Below are 18,656 nucleotides of genomic sequence, written 5' to 3' on the forward strand. Positions count from 1 at the left end.
TAGCGCATGGTAGATAGCCGGTAAGTGAGCCCGCTCGCACTGTCGCTGCTCGTAGCCACCGCGTCGACGCTTCTGGCGGCGGTGGTGGGCCTCGCGATGGCGACGCTCCTCGCGACGAAGCGCTTCCCAGGCCGCGCCCTGCTCGACGTGCTCGTCACCGTCCCCATGGTCATGCCGCCCACGGTGCTCGGGTATTACCTGCTCGTGCTCCTCGGTCGCCGCGGTCCCATCGGACAAGCCTTCGAGGCCCTCACCGGTTCGACCATCGTCTTCACCCGGACCGGTGCCGTCGTCGCCGCCGCCGTGGGCGCGCTCCCCATCGTCATCAAGTCCGGGCGCGCCGCCCTCGAAGACGTCGACCCGCGCCTCGTCTTCGCCGCCCGCACCCTCGGTGCTTCCTCGTGGCGCGCCTTCCTGACGGTGCGCCTGCCGCTGGCGGCGCGGGGCATCGTCGCCGCGCTCATGCTCGCCTTCGCGCGCGCCCTGGGCGATTTCGGCGTCACCTTGATGGTCGCGGGCAACATCCCCGGCGAAACGCAAACCGCCTCCCTCGCGATCTTCGACGCCATCTTGGCCCAGCGCGACGAGGACGCGCTTTCCTTGGTCATCGTCCTCACCTTGGTGGCCACTGCGGTCCTCTACAGCGTCAACAAGCTCACAGAACGGCGGCGCACATGAGCGGCACCCTTTCCGTCGCCCTCGAGGTTCGGCATGGCGCGTTTCGCCTCGACGTGGCCTTCGAGGCCCCGCCGGGGATCACCATCCTGTTCGGCCCCTCGGGCTCCGGCAAAAGCACCACGCTGGCCGCCATCGCCGGGCTGCTCCGCCCCGAGCGCGGCCGCGTGGCCCTGGGGGACGACGTCTGGTTCGACGCGGGCGCACGAATCAATCGACCGGTACATCTGCGTCGGGTCGCCTTCGTCTTCCAGTCGCTGGCCTTGTTCCCCCACATGAGCGCGGTGGGAAACGTCGCCTACGGCATGGACCAGGCCCTGTCGCGCGACACAAGGCGCCGCAAGGCCTTGCAGCTCCTCGACCGCTTTCGGGTGGCGCATCTCGCCGACCGGCGGCCGGCCACGTATTCGGGCGGGGAGGCCCAGCGCGTGGCCCTGGCAAGGGCATTTGCCATGGAACCGCGCACTGTGCTCCTCGACGAGCCCTTCTCCGCGATGGATCGCGAACTCAGGCAGTCCCTCTGTGCCGATCTCCGTGTTTCGGCCACCGAGCTCGGGGTACCATTCCTGCACGTGACCCATCATGGTCAAGAAGCACGGCTCCTGGGCGATCGGGTGCTTTGCATTCAGGGCGGAAGCCTGGTGGCCCACGGCCGCCCGGACGAACTCTTGCGGGGTCGAGATGAGCCTTCCGTTGACACAGGCGGACCTGGAAGCTAGACCACGCGCTTCTCGCGGGATTAACCCTAGGCGAAACCAAAGCAGCTAGCGGGGCTCGGTCATGTTCAAGAAGGTCTGTCTCTTCTCTGGGGGTGCGAATCCGGAGCTCGCTACGTCCATCGCGAGCTACTTGGAGACGCCACTGTCGAAGGTTCGCATTACGCGGTTCAGCGACAACGAGTCGTTCGTCGAGCTGAACGAGAACGTTCGCGGGGTCGACGCCTTCGTCATCCAGCCAACGTCGAGCCCCGTCAACGACAACGTGATGGAGCTCCTGATCATGTGCGACGCCCTCCGTCGCGCCTCGGCCGGGTCCATCACCGCGGTCATCCCGTATTACGGCTACGGGCGGCAGGACCGCAAAGTCGCACCGCGCACGCCCATCACGTCCAAGCTCGTTGCGGACTTGATTCAGGTCTCGGGCGTCACCCGCGTCGTCTCGGTCGACCTGCACGCCGGGCAAATTCAAGGCTTCTTCAACATTCCCTTCGACCACCTGTACGCGATGCCGGTGATGCTCGAGGATTACTTGAAGAAGACGTTCGACTCCTCCGCCGTCTTCGTCTCGCCCGATTCGGGCGGCGTCGAGCGCGCGCGCGCTTACTCCAAGCGCCTCAACGCCAGCCTCGCCATCGTCGACAAGCGCCGCGAGCGCGCCAACGTCAGCGAGGTGATGAACCTCATCGGCGACGTAAAGGGCAAGGAGTGCATCATCATCGACGACATGATCGACACGGCGGGCACCCTTTGCGGCGCCGCCCGCGCCTTGGTCGATCACGGCGCCACGCGCGTGGTGGCCTGCGCCACGCACGGCGTCTTCTCCGGCCCGGCCATCAAGCGCATCAGCGAATCGCCCCTCGGCGAGGTCATCGTGACCGACTCCATCCCATTGTCGGACGAGGCCAAGGCCTGCAACAAGATTCGCCAGGTCAGCATTGCCCGGCTTCTGGGCGAGGCCATCAAACGAATCCACAGCTCCGATTCGGTCAGCTCGCTGTTTGCGTGACTGTCTGAACCGAACTACCTGAACAAATTGTCGGGGGCTTCACGTTTTAACTGTAAGCCCTCCGCACCTTCTGCTAAAGGCACCGCCTCTTAGCTGCATCCACACGAGTCATTCCGGGAGATACGTACGATCATGAGCGCGGCCACCACCTCCGATTCTTCCACCTCGGCGATCGCCCAGCTTTCCGTTTCGGCACGCCTCGTAGCGGGCAAGGGAGAGGCGAAGCGCCTGCGCCGCAGCGGCCAAGTTCCGGCCGTGGCCTACGGCAAGACGCTGGCCGCGACGCCGATTGCGGTCGCCCCGAAAGAGGTCATCAACATCCTCAAGAGCGAGCACGGGAAGAACACCGTCATTCGCGTTCAGGTTGCGGGCAGCGAGCGCCTCGTGATGATCCGTGACTACTCGTACCATCCGGTGCGCCGTGATCTGGAGCACGTGGACTTCGTCGAGGTGAAGCTCGACGAGGAGATCGACGTGGACATCCCGCTCTTCACCACCGGCAAAGCCGAAGGCGTCGTCAAGGGCGGCATCCTTCGCCAGGTTTACCGCACGCTTCCCGTGCGCTGCCGGCCGGACCGCATCCCCCTCAAGATCGAGGTCGACGTCACCTCGCTCGAGCTCAACGGCCACATCTCGACGCAGCAGTTGCAGCTCGCCGAGGGCGTGAGCGTTCGTCTCCCGGCCGAGCAGACCCTCGTGTCGGTCGTCGCGCCGGAGAAGGATCGCTCCGCCGAAGAAGCTGCCGCGGCCGCCCCGGGCGCCGCTGGTGCAGCCCCGGCCGCCGCCGCGGGTGGCAAGGCCGCTCCGGCCGCCAAGGACGCGAAGGCCGCTGCTCCCGCCAAAGACGCGAAGAAGAAGTAAGCCCTTTTTACCAGCAGATTCGATGTGATCCTCGTCGTCGGCCTCGGGAATCCGGGGAAAAAATACGCGGAAACGCGTCACAACATCGGCTTCATGGTGGCCGACGAGATCCATCGGCAGGGCAGCTTCCCCGAATGGCGGGAGAAGTTCTCCGGCGTTTTCACCAAGGGCACGCACAACGCGTTGCTCAAGCCGCAGACCTTCATGAACCTGTCGGGCGACAGCGTTCAGCCCTGCGCGGCCTTCCTCAAGGCGGAGCCCGCCGAAATCATCGTCATCCACGACGAGCTGGATCTGCCCTGGGGCGATGTTCGCCTCAAATTCGGTGGCGGCCACGCCGGCCACAACGGCTTGCGCAGCATCATCGGCCGCCTGGGCACCCCAGACTTCGTCCGCGTGCGCGTCGGCATCGGCCGCCCCCCACCTGACTTCCGCGGCGACGTGGCCGACTACGTATTGACCGGCTTCGACCCCGTCGAACGCGCCGAGCTCCCCAACGTCGTCGAAACCGCGCTAAAAGCCGCGCACTCGGTCGTCATGAACGGCATGACCGCCGCCATGAACACCGTAAATACCCGCGGCAAGCGCGCCTAACCTGCCTGAGGATTGAACATGAAGGCGGGAAGGCGGGAAGGTTTTTTGTTTTTCAATCGGCCCATTGAGCCGACTGGAAACCAAAGAAAGCCTTCTGTGCTGCTGCGCGCCGGCAGTCCTTCCCGCCTTCCCGCCTTCATGTGAATTCTCTCTTCTTCTAGAGCTTACCGAGCTTCCATTGGCGCCCTCTGTATGCTACAGAGCCGCCTCCCACGGATTTTCCGTGGTTTCCCTTGCTCCCCTCGGGGGGCCTAACGTCCACAAGGAGAGGTCGATGGCACTTGCCACCACCACCCAAGCGCTGAAAACGAAGGAGTACGAGACCATCTACATCCTTCGCGGCGACGTCGATCCCGACACCGCCGAAAAAGTCCAAAACCGCGTCGCCGAAGTCGTCTCGCGCGAAGCCGGCAAGCTCACCAAGGTCGAGGCCTGGGGCCGCCGCCGTCTCGCCTATCCCGTCGCCAAGTTCAAGAAGGGCGTCTACGTTTACGTCAAGTACGTGGGCCGCGGCGGACTCGTGAACGAGCTCGAGCGCAATTTGAAGCTGCAGGACGCGGTTCTCAAGTTCCAGACGGTGCTCTTGAAGGACGACGTCGACGAAGGCACGCTGACGATCGATCCGGAAGAAGTGAAGCTGGCTCGCCTCGAGCTGCCCGTCGAAGAAGAAGAGAAGGAATCGCGCGAGCGCGCCCTCGGCCTCGTCGACCTTCCCGATGCTCGCCACAGCCGCGACGATCGCGATGGCGATCGTGAGGACGATTTCGCCGATGAGGAAGCCGCTCCCGAGAGCTCGGCGACCCCGAAGGCGGAAGGCAACAGCGGCGGAGAGGAGGCCTGAGCCATGGCTATGCTGGATGACGACAAAGACTTTGGACGCACACCGGATCTGAACCAGGATGCCCCCGGCCGCCGCCGCACGGGCAAGAAGCGCGTTTGCAAGTTCTGCGCGGAGAAGGTCACGGTCATCGACTACAAAGACCCGCAGGCGCTCCGTTACTTCATCTCCGACCGCGGCAAGGTCGTTCCCCGCCGCATCAGCGGAAACTGCGCTCTCCACCAGCGCAAGGTCACCCAGGCGATCAAACGCGCGCGCAACATCGCGCTCTTGCCCTTCACCGTCACGGCCTGACGGGAAGGATGCAAGAACCAGGGAGAGAGCTACCATGCCCGCCACGATTCAAGTCATTCTTCAGCAGGACGTCCCGAACGTCGGAGCCTCCGGTGAACTCGTCAAGGTTCGCCCCGGCTTCGCACGCAACTACCTTCTTCCGCGCCAGCTCGCCGTCCCCGCGACGGTGGCCCAGGTCCATCGCGTCGAGCACGAAAAGGCCGTCGCCCTGGCCAAGGCCGAAAAGCTGAAGAAGGAGAGCCGCGAGCTCGCAGAGAAGCTCAACGCGCTCGACATCAAGATCGCCCGCGCCGTCGGCGAGGACGACAAGCTCTTTGGCTCCGTCACGGCGAAGGAAATCCACGCCGCCGTCGAGGCCCAGGGCATCAAGTTCGATCGCAAGAAGCTCGTTCTCGGTGAGCCCCTCAAGGCCCTCGGCCAGGTGCAGATCCCGGTCAAGCTTCTCACCGACGTCGTTGCCACCCTCAAGGTGGAAGTCGTCAAGAAGTGACCATGGCGTGATGTCGTTGCGGCGCAGTCAAGGCCGCGCCCGGACATCACTTGTGGTAAGCATTCGAGACCTCGGTTGCGCAGACGGCGCAGCCGGGGTTTCGTGCTTTTTCGGGAGGAAAATCTGTGGAAAAAGCGTGGAAAACGCGGGGAAAGCCGGAGATCCAGGAGCCGCCGCAGATCGACGGGCGCGTTCCTCCGCACGATCTCGACGCCGAGGCGGCCGTTCTATCGGCGATCATGATCGACAGCATGGCGCTCGACCGCGTCCTCGAGTTCCTCAAGCCCGAGCATTACTACTCCGAGGCGCACCGCCGCATTTACGAAGCGTGCATCGAGTTGCGCCAGGCGGGCCAGCCCGTCGACATCGTGCAAGTGGGCACTTACCTGAAGAACCGTGAGCGCATCCAGCAGATCGGCGGGATGGCCTACCTCACGGAGATCCTCAACTGCGCACCGGCCGTGGCCAACATTGCCGCCTACGGCAAGACGATCCACGAGAAGTGGCGCGTGCGCCAGCTGATTGCCACCTGCCAGCGCGTGGCGGCGCAGGGCTACATCGACTACGGCGAGGCGCAGCAGTTCATCGATGGCGCCGAGCAAGCGGTGTACGAGCTGAGTCGTACCTCCGAGTCGAGCAGCGTCGAAAAGCTGATCAGCGTCATGAAGAAGTCGTTCAAGCAATTGACCGACGCCATGCAACGCGGCGACCGCATCACCGGTGTCGCCACCGGCTTCGACCGCTACGACCGCCTCACCGCCGGCCTCCACCCGGGCGACCTCTCCATCGTCGCCGCGCGTCCCGGCATGGGAAAAACGAGCTTCGTCCTCAACGTGGCCGTCAACGTGGCGAGCCCCAAGGGCAGGGAACTCGAGAACGATCCGAACCAGCGCTGGGAGCAAGAAGGGGCAGGGGTGGTCGTCTTCTCCTTGGAAATGCCCCGCGAGCAGCTGGCCAATCGTATGGTGTGCTCCGAGGGCAAGGTCGACGTCAGCAAGGTTCGCTCGGGCTTCCTCGGCCAACAGGACTGGAACCGCCTGACGCAGGCCGCTGCCTTCCTCGGCAGCTTGCCCATCTGGATCGACGACTCGTCGACGTTGAGCATCCTCGAGCTTCGCGCCAAGGTGCGCCGCCTCCAAGCCGAATACGATCGCGAGCCCGAGGACGGCCGCGGGGGCCGCAAGATCGGCCTCGTCATCATCGACTACTTGCAGCTGATGAAGGGCCGCGACGGCGTCAGCTCGCGCGAGCAAGAGATCAGCGAAATCTCCCGCGGACTCAAAGGCCTCGCCAAAGAGCTCAAGGTCCCGGTCATCGCGCTCTCGCAGCTCAATCGTGCCGTCGAAACGCGAAGTGAGAAATCGAAGCGCCCGCAGATCAGCGACCTTCGCGAATCGGGTGCGATTGAACAGGACGCCGACAACATCATCTTCATTTACCGCGACGACTACTACAACAAGGAAGGCTCGACCGAGCCCAACATCGCGGAGTTGATCCTCGCCAAACAGCGTAACGGCCCGACCGGGACCGCGAAGGTGCGGTTCGACAAGGAATACACGCGCTTCGACAACCTGCCCGACGGCGAATACGAGGACGAGCCGGGCTGATACTGCCCGCTACCTTCGGAGATTCGACTTTTGCGTAACTTTCCTGGTAAAAACGACGCCTCCTCATGAAGTCGCCTCTCGAGTCCATCGTCGATACGCGCCGTGTGATCATCTCGGTGGGGGCGGGCGGGGTCGGTAAGACCACGACCTCCGCGGCGCTGGGGGTCGCGGCAGCCCAGCGTGGAAAGCGCGTGCTGTGCCTCACCATCGACCCGGCGCATCGCCTGGCCGAGAGCCTTGGCATCGCGCGCATGAACACCGAGGCCATGGACATCGACCCGACGCGCTTCGCCGACGCCGGCGCACCGCTCAAGGGCTCGCTCACCGTGATGATGCTCGACACGAAGCGCACCTTCGACGAGCTGGTGATCAAGTATTCCTCGAGCCCCGAGCGGGCGCAGCGCCTTCTGGACAACAAGATTTACAAGTACGTCTCCACCTCCCTCGCCGGTACGCAGGAGTACATGGCGATGGAGAAGCTCATCGACGTGAAGGGTGATCCCCGTTACGACGTCATCTTTCTCGACACGCCCCCCACGGCCAACGCGCTCGACTTCCTCGATGCTCCGGAGCGGCTGGTCGACGCCCTCGACTCGGCGGCCATGCGCTGGTTCGTCGAGGCGTTCCAGTCGACGGGCAAGCTGTCGCTCAACATCCTCGCGCGTTCGGCGTCGGTGGTGCTTCGCACGATCGGCAAGATCACCGGCGGCGGCTTCCTGGAAGACGTTGCGGGCTTCATCACGGAGCTCAACGATCTCTTTGGCGGCTTCAAGGAGCGTGCGGCGCGGGTGCAGTCGGCCTTGCGAAGCCGCGACGTTGCGTTCGTGTTGGTGACGTCGCCCTCGCCGGTGAGCATCAAAGAGGTGCTCTATTTCTCGGGCCGCCTCGCCCAGCACGACATGCCGCGCGGCGCGCTGGTGGTGAACCGTTACCGCGTTCCGCCGCCGTATGCCGGGGATGCCCCGATTCATACCTCGGTGGCGCAGGCGGCCGTGATGACCCGCGGGATCCAGCTGGAGGACGACGCGGCGGAGCGCCTCTCACGCGCGCATCTGGATGCCGTTCACCTCGCGGCGCTGGACCATCGCAACGTCGGCGTTCTCGAGGCCGAGCTTCCCGAGGGCGTGCCCATCGTGAAGGTACCGGAGCTTGCGTCGGACGTGCACGACGTGCGCCTGCTTTCGGATCTCGCGGCGACGTTGATGTCCGGCGGCGTCTAGCCAGATCCGCCGCCGCGAAAACGCCGCAACGAGCACGGCCACGGGGCCCGGCAACGCGGCAGCGAGCAACGGCATCGCGATGTTCGTTGGAGTCGCGAGTGCGGCGAGCCCCATGACGACACTCAGGGCGAGCGACCAGACGACCCACGACGGATTCGTCGAGCGCGGAACGAGCTTGGGCGGCGAAAGCGTCCGACGGCACACCGCCGTCCTTTCGCGATTGCGATGGAAGGGCATGGGGAAAATCCCGCGAGGTAACGTTCGAGCGAACGGACCGGTTTCGAATCGTCGCGATGCGTGGACGGCGGCAGCGGGACAAAACCGGCGGGACCGGCGCGATGTCCGGTGCAGAAGGAGAGGGGTCGGCACCTCCTTGCGATCCTCTCGCGAGACGCGAACAAGGCGCGGCCCCGCCGGGCTTGTTCCGCTGCCGCTGCTCTACAGAAACGAACGATCGAACCGGAGACGCCCTATCGAATGCTCCGTTTAGGAATCAGGTTGTCCTCCCCCCGATGTTTCAGATCTACAGATGGCCATAACGGATCATTTCCGTGTGACTACGGTATGTCGGCGCGGGCTCATGGCTCGGATACACTGCGGACATGCAACGAGCCCACGTCCTCGCGGCCGCGTTCGTCGCCGTCGCCTCGATGGCATGCAGTGCCGACCGAAATGAAGACGCGCACGCATCGTCCGCGGAGATCGTCTCGGGCACCGACTCGAGTGCGGCGCAGGACGAGACCGTTCTCCTCATGCGCTACCAGCCCTCCGGCGTGGTCGTCACGATCGAGCGGTGCACTGGCACCCTCGTTGCGCCCAACCTCGTGCTCACCGCGCGCCACTGCGTCTCGGAGACCGATGACAACGCCGCGTCGTGCAAGGCGAACGGCGTGCACGAGGACTTCGCGGTCAGCGGGTTGTACGTCTTCGTGGGGTCGGCCAGCCCTGGGGACCTGAGCAAGGCCGCGACGTACGAGAAGGCGGCCGCCAAAGGAAAGAAGATCTACACCGACGGCGGGACCAATCTCTGCGGGCACGATGTCGCGTTGCTCGCCCTCGATCGCTCCATCCCGAATGCGAAGATCGCCCCCATCCGCATCGATCGAGGGCCGGCCATCGGCGAAGCCTTCACCGCCGTGGGCTGGGGCATGACGGAGAACTCCAACTCCGGCAACAGCGGCACCGAGCCCGCCGTGCGCAAGCAACGCACGGGCCTCACCATCACGGGTGTGGGGCCCGCGGCGGCCTCCAGCTCGAACCCCGAGCTTACCGCCGCGGACTTCATGACCGGCGAATCCATTTGCGGCGGCGACAGCGGCGGCCCGGCGCTCAGCGATAGCACCCACGCGGTCATCGGCGTCGTCTCGCGCGGAGGCAACGGCACCTCGGCCCAGCCGCGCGGCTGCATCGGCGCCAACACGACCAACGTCTACACCCAGACGGCACCGTTCAGGAACCTCATCCTCCAGGCCTTCGCCGACGTCGGCGAGACCCCATGGACCGAGAACGGCGCCGATCCGCGAAAGGCCGCTTTCGGTCAGGCCTGCCAAGTCCCGACCGACTGCCAATCGGGCCTGTGTTACCAGGGCGCGTGCAACCTCGATTGCTTCTCCGTGGCATGTCCCGCGGGCTACGCATGCACCCTCGAGGGCAGTCAGAAATTCTGCAAGGTGCCCGTCACCAGTGTTGCCGACGCCGGCACCAACTCGGGCGCCGCGCCCCAGGACCTGGAGATCGCAGGCGGAAGCTGCGCGGCCTCACCGCGGCCTGCGCCCTTTGCATCCGGCGCCTCCGCGTTATTCGCCTTCGCGCTTTTGGCGCGCCGCCGTCGCCGCGCCCCATTCACCTCATTCACCCCATTCACAAATCGAGCTGAATCCCAATCTCGATGACCTGATCGGCCGGGATCTGAAAATGCCGGTCGGCCGACACGGCATTTCGCTGCAGATAGCCGAAAATGCGCTCCGCGAACTGCCCCATGGCGCCAGTGTCCAGGCCCAGCACGCGCTCGCGCCCGAGGAAGTACGTCACCTTGTCCAGATCGATCGAGAGCCCTGCCTTCTCACCGGCCTCGCGCACCACCATGGGCACGTTGGGCGTCTGCATGAACCCGTAGCGGGCCACCACGCGGCAAAAACCATCGTGCAGCGGCGCGACTTCCACGCGGCGTTCGGGCGGGACGGAGGGAATGTCCTCCGTGATCACGGTGAGCAGCAGCACCGAGCGGTGGATGGTGTGCGTGCGCTCGACCAGGTGAATCAAAATGGGCGGCACCAGTGAGGCGGCCGAGGACATGAACACCGCCGTCCCCGAGGTGCGGGCCTCGAGGGACTCCACCAGGCGCGGAAGCGCTTCCTCCATTTTGCCGCTGCGTTGCTGGTACTGCTCGAAAATGAGCGTGCGCCCCTTCGTCCAGATGAGCATGGCCGCGACGAAGAAGACGCCGATCATCACGGGCACCCACCCGCCGTCGAGCACCTTGACCGTGTTGGCCACGAAGAAGGGGACATCGAACGACAGAAAAAGCACGAGCACCGCCGCCACGATCACGGCATTCCATTTCCACGTGTGCCGCATCACCGTGGCGAAAACGATGGACGTGAGCATCATCGTTCCGGTCACAGCGATCCCGTACGCCGACGCCAGCCGTTCCGATTTCTGAAACCCGAGCACCAAGAGCAGGCACGCCGTGGCAAGTACCCAGTTGATCTGCGGAATGTAGATCTGCCCCTCGGTATGCGCCGCCGTGTGCAGGATGTTCACGCGCGGGAAGTATCCGAGTTGCTGCGCCTGCCGCGTCAGCGAGAACGCGCCCGAGATGAGTGCTTGCGAGGCGATGATGGTCGCCGCGCTGGACAAGCCCACCAGGAGAAACGTGGCCGGCCCGGTGGGCACCATCGCAAAGAAGGGGTTGTCCAGCGCCTCCGGGTGCGTGAGCACCAGCGCGCCCTGCCCAAAATAACAGAGGACGAGCGCCGGCATCACCAGGGCGAGCCACGCGATGCGAATGGGCCGCACGCCGAAGTGCCCCATGTCGGCGTAGAGCGCCTCGCCGCCCGTCACCGCCAGCACGACGGAGCCGAGCACGAGAAAGCCGGGCATGCCATTGTCGACGAAGTACGCGATCGCATGATGCGGCGAGATGGCCGCGAGCACGCCGGGCATCTGCGCAATGTGGTAGGCCCCGAGCGCGCCGATGGTGATGAACCACGCTGCCATGACGGGCCCGAAGAACGCGCCCACGGCGCCCGTCCCGCGGTGCTGCACCGAGAAGAGCCCGAGGAGGATCACGCAGGTTGCCGGCACGACGGCCCAGGCGAGGGAAGGGCGCACCACCGTGAGCCCCTCGATGGCGCTGAGCACGGAAATGGCCGGCGTGATTGCCCCGTCGCCATAGAGCAGCGCCGCGCCCACCACGACGATGAAGGCCACCAAGGAGATGCGCATCATGCCCCGCGAGGCGCGCAATCTCTCCGGGACGATGGCCAGCAGCGCGAAGATGCCTCCCTCGCCGCGGTTGTCCGCCCGCATGATGAAGGTGAGGTACTTCACCGTCACCACCATGGTGAGCGACCAAAAGATGAGCGAGAGCAGGCCGAGGACGTCCTCCGGCACCGGATGGCCTCCGCCGGTGGCGCGGAGGCACTCTCTCAGGGTGTAGAGCGGACTCGTGCCGATGTCGCCGAACACGACGCCGAGCGCGCCCATCGTGAGCGTGGCCAGCGAAGCTTTGTGGGATTGCGCGACGGTTTCGGTCTCGACGGCTTGCATGCGTGCTCCCCCGTCGCGGTCAACCTGCCCCGCGTTTTCCTTTCCACGCCATGTTCACTCCGGCCTTCGGCCTCCGTGGACTTCCGTGGACTCGTCCGCTGGCGCGGACTCGTCCACTCCAGTTCATGTTCATGTATTTGTTGCCCGCATCGAGCTCGTCGAGCATCTGCGTCACGCGCTTCTGCCGCGTGGCATCGAGCTTCGCCCGCATGATCCAGCCGATGTAGTCGTTCTGCTGGTACGCCGGCCGGCTTCGGTAGGCGTCCATCAGCCCGCGCCCGACGAGCAGGGCCTTCACGAACGCGGGCATCGGATGAATCGCGCGCGTCAGGCGGCTCGTGTCGGGCTTCCTCGGCGGCATGGGACCGACCCCAGTGTGCGTCGATCCCAGGCAAATGTCGACGGTATCGGTCGAGCGAACGCGTCAGGTTTGCAATGACCTCGTGCTGGAACCGCGGCAGCGAGAATGGACCGGCGGGACCGGCGCGATCGTTGCTTTGGGAAAGTCAGGATCGGAACGAGGTTTGGCGATCTTGGTGTTGGGACAAAACAAGGCGCCGGCCTCGCCGGAGTTGTCCCGCTGCCGCTGCTCGACTGCGGAAGACTCGCGAGTCTGTCGCCATTGATCGACTGTTGCGTTACTCCGTCGCTTCTTCGCCCGGCCGCGTGCGGCGGCGCTTGGCCTTGTAGAATACACGGATCGGAACACCCTCGAATCCGAAGTGTTTCCGCAGTTGGTTGATCACGAAGCGCCGATACGAAAAGTGCACGGCATCCGGCGCATTCGTGATGCAGACGAACGTGGGCGGCGACGTTTCGGCTTGCGTAATGTAATAGAGCCGCGGCGCCTTGCCGCCGCTGGTCGGCGGCGGCCGCGTCTCGAGCACCTGGGCGAAGAAGCGATTCAGCTCGCCCGTGGAGACGCGCTTGGTGAAGCCTTCCTTCACGCGGTCGATCGTCGCAAACAGCTCGTTCAGCCCGCGCCCCTTCATCGCGCTGATGCGCACCGCGGGGGCGTAGGGCGCGAAGGACAGCTTCTCGCGCGCCCGCGTCTCGATGGCATCCATGTCCTTCTTCGAGGACACCAGGTCGCTCTTGTTCAGCGCGATGATGATGGCGCGCGAACGCTCTTCCGCGAGGCCCAGGATCTTCGCATCCTGCTCGGCCACGCCCTCGGAGGAGTCGCACAAAAGAACCGCGACCTGCGCGCGCTCGATGCTCCGGATGGCGTGAAGCACGCTCACCGCCTCGACCGTGCTCTCGGCCTTCGCGACCTTGCCCTTGCGACGGATGCCCGCGGTGTCGATGAGCACGTAGCGCTTGTCGCCGCGCTCGACGAGCGCATCGATGGCATCGCGCGTCGTACCTGGCTCGTCGCTCACCAGCATGCGCTCTTCGCCCAGCACACGGTTCACCAGGCTCGATTTCCCGGCGTTGGGTCGCCCCACGATGGCCACGCGCGTGATGCCGTCGTCCTCGGGGGCCTCGGTCTCTTCTTCGGGCGGAAAGGCGTCCACCACGGCGGCTTCCAGGTCGCCGATGCCGCGCCCGTGCAACGAGCTCACCGGGTACACGGTCTCGACGCCCTCGCGGTACAGCTCGAAGGCTTCCGCGTCGACCTTGGCCGAGTCGGCCTTGTTGGCCGCGAAGAACACCGGCTTCTTCGCCACGCGGAGCAGCCGAATCGCCGCGCGATCCGCGCTGGTGAGCGACGTGGTCGCATCCGTGAGGAAGATGATGACGTCCGCCTCGTCGATGGCGAGCTTCACGTGGTGCGCGATGCCGGCCTTCATCGGATCCTCGTCCTCGGGATCGAATCCGCCGGTGTCGATCAAGGTGTAGGGGCGCCCGTACGCCGACGTATCCGCGTAGTGCCGATCGCGCGTGACGCCCGGCTCGTCGTGCACGATGGCGATGCGCCGCCGTGCGAGCCGATTGAACAAGGTCGATTTGCCCACGTTGGGCCGGCCGACGATGGCCACGATGGGCAGGCCGGAAAGGCCCGCCGGGAGTTTACTCTTGCCGCCGCCCGCGGTGGCCTTCGGCCCCTCGGTCGATTTGCGATGCTTCGTCATCGGGAATCCTTCGAGCCGTCGGTTTCACCGATGTAGCCCATTTCCATCAGTCCGCGATCGGACTCGTACCAATGCGGTGTCACCCGAACCCAGAGGGCGAGGTGCACCTGTCTGCCCATCAAGCTCTCGACCCGTGCCCGGGCCTTGGAGCCGATTTCCTTGAGCACGGCGCCTTGTTTTCCCACGAGGATCTTTTTGTGCCCCTCGCGGTCGACGTGCACCGACAGCTCGATTTTGGGAATCTTGCCCGACTCGTCGAAGCGGTCCACGACCACCGCGACCCCGTGCGGGACCTCTTCGCGCGTCGCGCGCAGGATCTGCTCGCGCACGAACTCCGCCACCAAAAAGCGCATCGGCCTATCGGTGAGCGTGTCCGCTTCGTAGAGCAGCTCGTCCTCGGGGAGGTGCTTCTTCACCTCGGCGAGCACCCGATCGAGCCCGTCGCGTTTTTTGGCGCTGATGGGCACCAAGGCCGCGAAGTCGAAGGCCTTCGCATACGCTTCCAGCACCGCAAACAGCGCGCCCTTGTCCGCCGCGCGATCCACCTTGTTGATCGCGAGCACGACCGGCACGTTCGCGGCCTTCAATTGCTCGAGCAGCGACGCATCGAACCGCCCCACCGACGGTGCCGGCTCCACGCCGACGGAGGTCACGAAGACCACCACGTTGGCTTCGCGCGCCGCCTGGCGCGCTTCGTGGTTCATGCGGGCGCCAAGTTTCGTCTTGGCGGCGTGCATGCCGGGCGTATCGATGAAGACGTACTGCGCGTCCTTCTGCGTGAGGACACCGAGAATACGATCGCGGGTCGTCTGCGGGTGGTGGCTGACGATCGCAATGCGCTCGCCGAGGAGCGCATTGAGCAGGGTGCTCTTTCCAACATTGGGCCGGCCCACCAGGGCTACGGTCCCGACATGAATCTTCGACATGGCTGAGGGGCGGCGCACCGTATCACGGCTTTACCGTCTTCCCCATCCCGACTACCCTCCGGGCCGGTTTTTGCGATGAGCGAAGAATCCGACGACAAGCTTGCTTTGGAATCGAAAACGGCCGAAAAAACCGAGGAGAAACGGGAGCCTGCGCCCGAAAAGGCGCCATTCCGATTCCCGCCCTGGACCGCGACGGCCCTGGCGGTGGCCATTCCCGTCCTCGTCTTGCTCCTCCTCCCGCCGCTTTCCAAGAGCGGGCTCTGGGACCCGTACGAGCTCAACATCGCGGACTTGGGCCGCCGGCTGGCGCTCAATCTGTTCCACGCGGACGCCCTGGCGCTCTCCGGCGCGGACAATTCGCTGCCGCACTTGAACGACCTGGGGCGGCCCGAGCTGCCGTTCACGTCGATTGCGCTCGGGTTCAAGCTTTTCAAGCTGCACGAGTGGTCGGGCCGCCTGCCCCTGGCGCTTTGGGGCGTTGGCGGGGCCCTCGCCCTGTACGCCGCCGTCGCGCGCCTGGTGGACCGGCGCGCGGGCCTTTATTCGGTGCTCGCCCTGGTGACGATGCCGCTCTACTTCGTGCAGGCCCGCTCGATGCTGGGCGACATCGTCACGATGAGCGGCATCTCCATGGCCTTTTCGGGGCTGTCCGTCGCTATTTTCGATCGCCGCCGGGAATCGGGCGCCGGCGTCCGCTACGCGTTTCTCGCGCTCGGTCTGCTGGGGCTCGTGGTCGGCTACTACAGCCGCGGTGCGCTTTTTGGGCTCGCCGTGCCGCTCGCCGCCGTGGGCATTGCATGGTTCGTCGTCGTCGCGGCCGGCCGCCGCGATACCTTGGACTCGCTCTCCGACACGATTGCCGTTCTCGGGCTGGCCCTGGCTGCCTACGCCATCGTGGCGGCCGTTCGGGCCATCGACAAGGGCGACACGAAGAATCTGAGCCCCGCCATCGGCGCGATGCTCCGCACGCCGAGCCGTTACCCCACGTTCGACTTGATGATCGGCCACCTCGGGCACGCGCTCGCACCGTGGAGCGCCTTCATTCCGTTTGCGATCGGCCGTCTCTTCATCGCGCCGCCGCGTGCAAGCGAGACAGGCGACACAGCTGAAAAAAGCGACAAGGAAGCGCTCGATCGCGAGAGCATTTTTCGCGTCGCCATCCTCGTCGGCGCCGCCGTGGCCTTCACCGTGCACGGCTTCATCGTCGCCAAGACGGACCTCGTGGCCTTCTGCGCGCCCGCCATTTTGGCGGCGGCTTGCGGCATCGCCATCCGCGACTTCGAGCGCGGCGCACACGCGTCGGTCGCCTTGGGCGTGGGCACGGCCGTGTTTCTCGGCGTCTTCCACCACGACTTCCACGAGCTCCCGGACAAGGCCTACCAAGCCTTCGCCGTCGTTGGAGCGAGCTTCCCCGAGACCTTCAAAGACCACGCGCTCGCGCTGTGGACCGTCGCCCTCGTGGGCTTTGCCGGCATCGCCTTTCTATCGTGGTGCGAGCGCACCGATCGCGACGTGAAACGCCGCCCGTTCGACGTCGACAATTACCTCCACATCGCCAATTCGCTGCGCGATGCATGGGATGGCCTCCTCGCCCTCGTCTACTTCGCCCTCGTGGCCGGTGCCTCGCTCGCGGGGCTCCTCATCTGGGTGGCCACGCGCTTTCACTTGAAGATGCTCACCTCCATCTCGATGCAGATGCGCGAGGGGGCACTCAATGCGTGGTGGGTTACCGCCCTCGTTCCGCTCGTGGCCATCTTCGGCGTCTTCTTCGCGACGGACGTGTGGCTCTGGATGTTCGGCTCCGGCAAACCCCTCACCGTGGGTTCACTGACCCGCGGCTTCGAGCCCTTCGAGGAGTTGTTCGGCGCCCTCAAGCGGGAAGAGGATCGCACGCGCAGGGTCGGCTACCTGGTCATCCTTCTTCCGCTGATGGTGCTCGCCGTGCCGCTCGGGGTGTTCGGCGTTCTGATGTCGCGCCACGCGAACCCGCTGGTGGCCTTGGCCTTCGCCGTGCCGTCGGGCATCGCGATGTTCCTCGCCCTCGGTTTCCTCGGCGAGCTTCTTCAGGGACGCCGCGCGGCGGGCTTCGTTGCGCTGGGCACCGCCCTCGGCGTGGTTCTCTCGGGCGCGTACTACCCGGCGCTCGCAAACCAGCTGTCGCCGAAGGAAGTGTTCGAAAGCTACGAGCGCACGCACAAGAACGGAGAGCCGCTGGCCCTCTTCGGCGTGGGCGGTCGCACGGCCGCGTACTACGCGGGAGGGGAGCCTCCTTCGTTCTCGGATGCCCATGGCGCTTACCAATGGCTGATGGGCGGGGGCGAAGGTCGCCGCTTCGTGGCCATGAAGGCCGACGAGCTGGCGCGCCTCAATCAAATGTACCGCGAGCGCGTGAGCCCGCGACAGAACCTCCCCGTGCTCGATGCTCGCTCGAGTCAGATTCTCCTCGTGGCGTCGCGCCTTCAAGGTTCGGAGAAGAATCAGAATCCGCTCGACAAGATTCTGCTCGGCGCACCGCCATCCCCGCAGCATCCACTCGACGTGAACATGGATGACAAACTCCAGGTTCTCGGATTCGACCTCACCGACAAGAATGGCGACGCCGTCAAATCCGTCGCTCCGGGTCGCAAATATCGGATGAGGACGTATTACAAAGTGCTGGCGCCCGTCACCACCGAATGGGAAGCCTTCATTCATATCGACGGATATCGCCGCCGCCACAACGGCGATCACAAGCCGGTGGAGGGCAAGTATCCATTCTCCCTCTGGCTGCGCGACGATCTCGTCGTGGACGATTACGAGTTCTCGCTCGAACCGAATTTCTCGCCGGGCACGTATACAATCTATTTCGGCCTATTCGTCGGCGATACCAGACTCAAGATCAAGAGCGGTCCGAGCGACGGAGACAATCGCATCAACGGTGGACCGCTGCTCGTCCAATAGTCGGTTCGCCAGGAACGAACGAGTCGGCTGCCAGGAACGTCGGGTTACCACCCAACGAGCCAACGAAATAGATTCCTTTAGGGTTGCGTCCGGCGCGATTGAGTGCCAAGGCGGTCAGATGGCAATGCGCGACGACGCGTCCCGGCCCCACAGCTCTGCCCCACCTTCGGACGAGCGCCGGCGCAACGACCGTTTCGAGGTGATCTGGGCGGTGGACTGCGTGACGGACGAAACTTTTCTCTACGCGTCGATCACGAACATCAGTGAGATGGGCATTTTCGTGAAGACGTTGGAGCCGCTCCCCATTGGCACGCGTCTTCTACTTTCCTTCTCACCCCCGGGCTACGAGCCGTTCAAACTCGCCGGGGTGGTGGCGTGGCAAAATCGCATCAAGCTTCAAGCCGACAATCCGAACCCCGGAATGGGCGTGCGCTTCACGGAGCTGGGAATCCAAGAACGCGAACGGTTGGTCGAGGTCATTCGCACCATCGCCTATCTCCGCGGCGCAAACTAACCGCCAAGACGCCAAGGTCGCCAAGACCTTGGATCTGCACACGCATCACACGATGCCGAATCGAATCAAGGCATCGGCACGCGACTCATCCTCGTTAGCTTGGCGTTCTTGGCGCCTTGGCGGTTC

Annotated in this window: 17 protein-coding genes; 13 read left to right on the top strand and 4 right to left on the bottom strand. The window is 65.0% G+C overall.

The features are described from left to right. The first annotated feature begins 24 nt into the window (after window positions 1-24). The 11 genes from modB (at window position 25) to LZC95_17855 (ending at window position 10,196) form a co-directional block, all read left to right on the top strand. Entirely contained in the window at window positions 25-678 is a 654-nt protein-coding gene (modB, locus tag LZC95_17805; GenBank protein WXA98674.1) for a molybdate ABC transporter permease subunit, read from the top strand. Beyond that, window positions 675-1,394: an ATP-binding cassette domain-containing protein gene (locus LZC95_17810; protein ID WXA98675.1), complete on the top strand. Its 720-nt coding sequence runs from the start codon at window positions 675-677 to the stop codon at window positions 1,392-1,394. The genes modB and LZC95_17810 overlap by 4 nt, the downstream gene beginning before the upstream one ends. 61 nt (window positions 1,395-1,455) lie before the next feature. Then, window positions 1,456-2,400, top strand: a complete 945-nt coding sequence (locus LZC95_17815) for a ribose-phosphate pyrophosphokinase (GenBank protein WXA98676.1) — start codon at window positions 1,456-1,458, stop codon at window positions 2,398-2,400. A gap of 132 nt (window positions 2,401-2,532) precedes the next feature. Next, a complete protein-coding gene (locus LZC95_17820) occupies window positions 2,533-3,261 on the top strand; it encodes a 50S ribosomal protein L25 (GenBank protein WXA98677.1) in 729 nt (242 codons plus the stop codon). A 24-nt stretch (window positions 3,262-3,285) separates the two neighbouring features. Continuing rightward, the gene (gene pth / locus LZC95_17825; protein WXA98678.1) at window positions 3,286-3,855 is read left to right on the top strand and encodes an aminoacyl-tRNA hydrolase; all 570 of its coding nucleotides are present in this window, start codon (window positions 3,286-3,288) and stop codon (window positions 3,853-3,855) included. A gap of 274 nt (window positions 3,856-4,129) precedes the next feature. Beyond that, window positions 4,130-4,696 (top strand): 30S ribosomal protein S6, encoded by a 567-nt coding sequence (rpsF, locus tag LZC95_17830; protein ID WXA98679.1) that lies wholly within the window; start codon window positions 4,130-4,132, stop codon window positions 4,694-4,696. Between the two features lie 3 nt (window positions 4,697-4,699). Next, window positions 4,700-4,987, top strand: coding sequence for a 30S ribosomal protein S18 (rpsR, locus tag LZC95_17835; GenBank protein WXA98680.1), 288 nt, complete (start codon window positions 4,700-4,702; stop codon window positions 4,985-4,987). Between the two features lie 34 nt (window positions 4,988-5,021). Next, complete coding sequence (gene rplI / locus LZC95_17840; GenBank protein ID WXA98681.1) at window positions 5,022-5,477, top strand: 50S ribosomal protein L9; 456 nt, start codon at window positions 5,022-5,024, stop codon at window positions 5,475-5,477. 125 nt (window positions 5,478-5,602) lie between these two features. Next, window positions 5,603-7,084 (top strand): replicative DNA helicase, encoded by a 1,482-nt coding sequence (gene dnaB / locus LZC95_17845; protein WXA98682.1) that lies wholly within the window; start codon window positions 5,603-5,605, stop codon window positions 7,082-7,084. Between the two features lie 65 nt (window positions 7,085-7,149). Next, window positions 7,150-8,304 (top strand): ArsA family ATPase, encoded by a 1,155-nt coding sequence (locus LZC95_17850; GenBank protein WXA98683.1) that lies wholly within the window; start codon window positions 7,150-7,152, stop codon window positions 8,302-8,304. 602 nt (window positions 8,305-8,906) lie between these two features. Further along, window positions 8,907-10,196: a trypsin-like serine protease gene (locus tag LZC95_17855; protein WXA98684.1), complete on the top strand. Its 1,290-nt coding sequence runs from the start codon at window positions 8,907-8,909 to the stop codon at window positions 10,194-10,196. Here the strand turns inward: LZC95_17855 and LZC95_17860 are convergent. The 4 genes from LZC95_17860 to era form a co-directional block, all read right to left on the bottom strand. Further along, entirely contained in the window at window positions 10,165-12,075 is a 1,911-nt protein-coding gene (locus LZC95_17860) for a KUP/HAK/KT family potassium transporter (protein ID WXA98685.1), read from the bottom strand. The genes LZC95_17855 and LZC95_17860 overlap by 32 nt on opposite strands. A gap of 19 nt (window positions 12,076-12,094) precedes the next feature. After that, window positions 12,095-12,436 carry a YdeI/OmpD-associated family protein gene (locus tag LZC95_17865; protein ID WXA98686.1) on the bottom strand — a complete coding sequence of 114 codons (342 nt, stop codon included), beginning with the start codon at window positions 12,434-12,436 and terminating at the stop codon, window positions 12,095-12,097. Between the two features lie 277 nt (window positions 12,437-12,713). Further along, entirely contained in the window at window positions 12,714-14,150 is a 1,437-nt protein-coding gene (gene der, locus LZC95_17870; protein WXA98687.1) for a ribosome biogenesis GTPase Der, read from the bottom strand. Beyond that, window positions 14,147-15,076 (bottom strand): GTPase Era, encoded by a 930-nt coding sequence (gene era, locus LZC95_17875; protein WXA98688.1) that lies wholly within the window; start codon window positions 15,074-15,076, stop codon window positions 14,147-14,149. Before era ends, der begins: the two co-directional genes overlap by 4 nt. 75 nt (window positions 15,077-15,151) lie before the next feature. Between era and LZC95_17880 the strand changes: the two genes are divergently transcribed. Further along, entirely contained in the window at window positions 15,152-18,016 is a 2,865-nt protein-coding gene (locus LZC95_17880) for a glycosyltransferase family 39 protein (protein ID WXA98689.1), read from the top strand. 118 nt (window positions 18,017-18,134) lie between these two features. Continuing rightward, entirely contained in the window at window positions 18,135-18,530 is a 396-nt protein-coding gene (locus LZC95_17885) for a TIGR02266 family protein (protein ID WXA98690.1), read from the top strand. Window positions 18,531-18,656 lie beyond the last annotated feature (126 nt).

The organism is Sorangiineae bacterium MSr12523 (assembly GCA_037157775.1).
Lineage (GTDB): Bacteria > Myxococcota_A > Polyangia > Polyangiales > Polyangiaceae > Pendulispora > Pendulispora brunnea.

Excerpts from the sequence above, each read along its gene's own strand:
- LZC95_17810 (WXA98675.1), top strand. The coding sequence starts at position 675 with ATGAGCGGCACCCTTTCCGTCGCCCTCGAGGTTCGGCATGGCGCGTTT.
- LZC95_17815 (WXA98676.1), top strand. The coding sequence starts at position 1,456 with ATGTTCAAGAAGGTCTGTCTCTTCTCTGGGGGTGCGAATCCGGAGCTC.
- LZC95_17820 (WXA98677.1), top strand. The coding sequence starts at position 2,533 with ATGAGCGCGGCCACCACCTCCGATTCTTCCACCTCGGCGATCGCCCAG.
- rpsF (WXA98679.1), top strand. The coding sequence starts at position 4,130 with ATGGCACTTGCCACCACCACCCAAGCGCTGAAAACGAAGGAGTACGAG.
- rpsR (WXA98680.1), top strand. The coding sequence starts at position 4,700 with ATGGCTATGCTGGATGACGACAAAGACTTTGGACGCACACCGGATCTG.
- rplI (WXA98681.1), top strand. The coding sequence starts at position 5,022 with ATGCCCGCCACGATTCAAGTCATTCTTCAGCAGGACGTCCCGAACGTC.
- LZC95_17850 (WXA98683.1), top strand. The coding sequence starts at position 7,150 with ATGAAGTCGCCTCTCGAGTCCATCGTCGATACGCGCCGTGTGATCATC.
- LZC95_17855 (WXA98684.1), top strand. The coding sequence starts at position 8,907 with ATGCAACGAGCCCACGTCCTCGCGGCCGCGTTCGTCGCCGTCGCCTCG.
- LZC95_17860 (WXA98685.1), bottom strand. The coding sequence starts at position 12,075 with ATGCAAGCCGTCGAGACCGAAACCGTCGCGCAATCCCACAAAGCTTCG.
- LZC95_17865 (WXA98686.1), bottom strand. The coding sequence starts at position 12,436 with ATGCCGCCGAGGAAGCCCGACACGAGCCGCCTGACGCGCGCGATTCAT.
- der (WXA98687.1), bottom strand. The coding sequence starts at position 14,150 with ATGACGAAGCATCGCAAATCGACCGAGGGGCCGAAGGCCACCGCGGGC.
- era (WXA98688.1), bottom strand. The coding sequence starts at position 15,076 with ATGTCGAAGATTCATGTCGGGACCGTAGCCCTGGTGGGCCGGCCCAAT.
- LZC95_17880 (WXA98689.1), top strand. The coding sequence starts at position 15,152 with ATGAGCGAAGAATCCGACGACAAGCTTGCTTTGGAATCGAAAACGGCC.
- LZC95_17885 (WXA98690.1), top strand. The coding sequence starts at position 18,135 with ATGGCAATGCGCGACGACGCGTCCCGGCCCCACAGCTCTGCCCCACCT.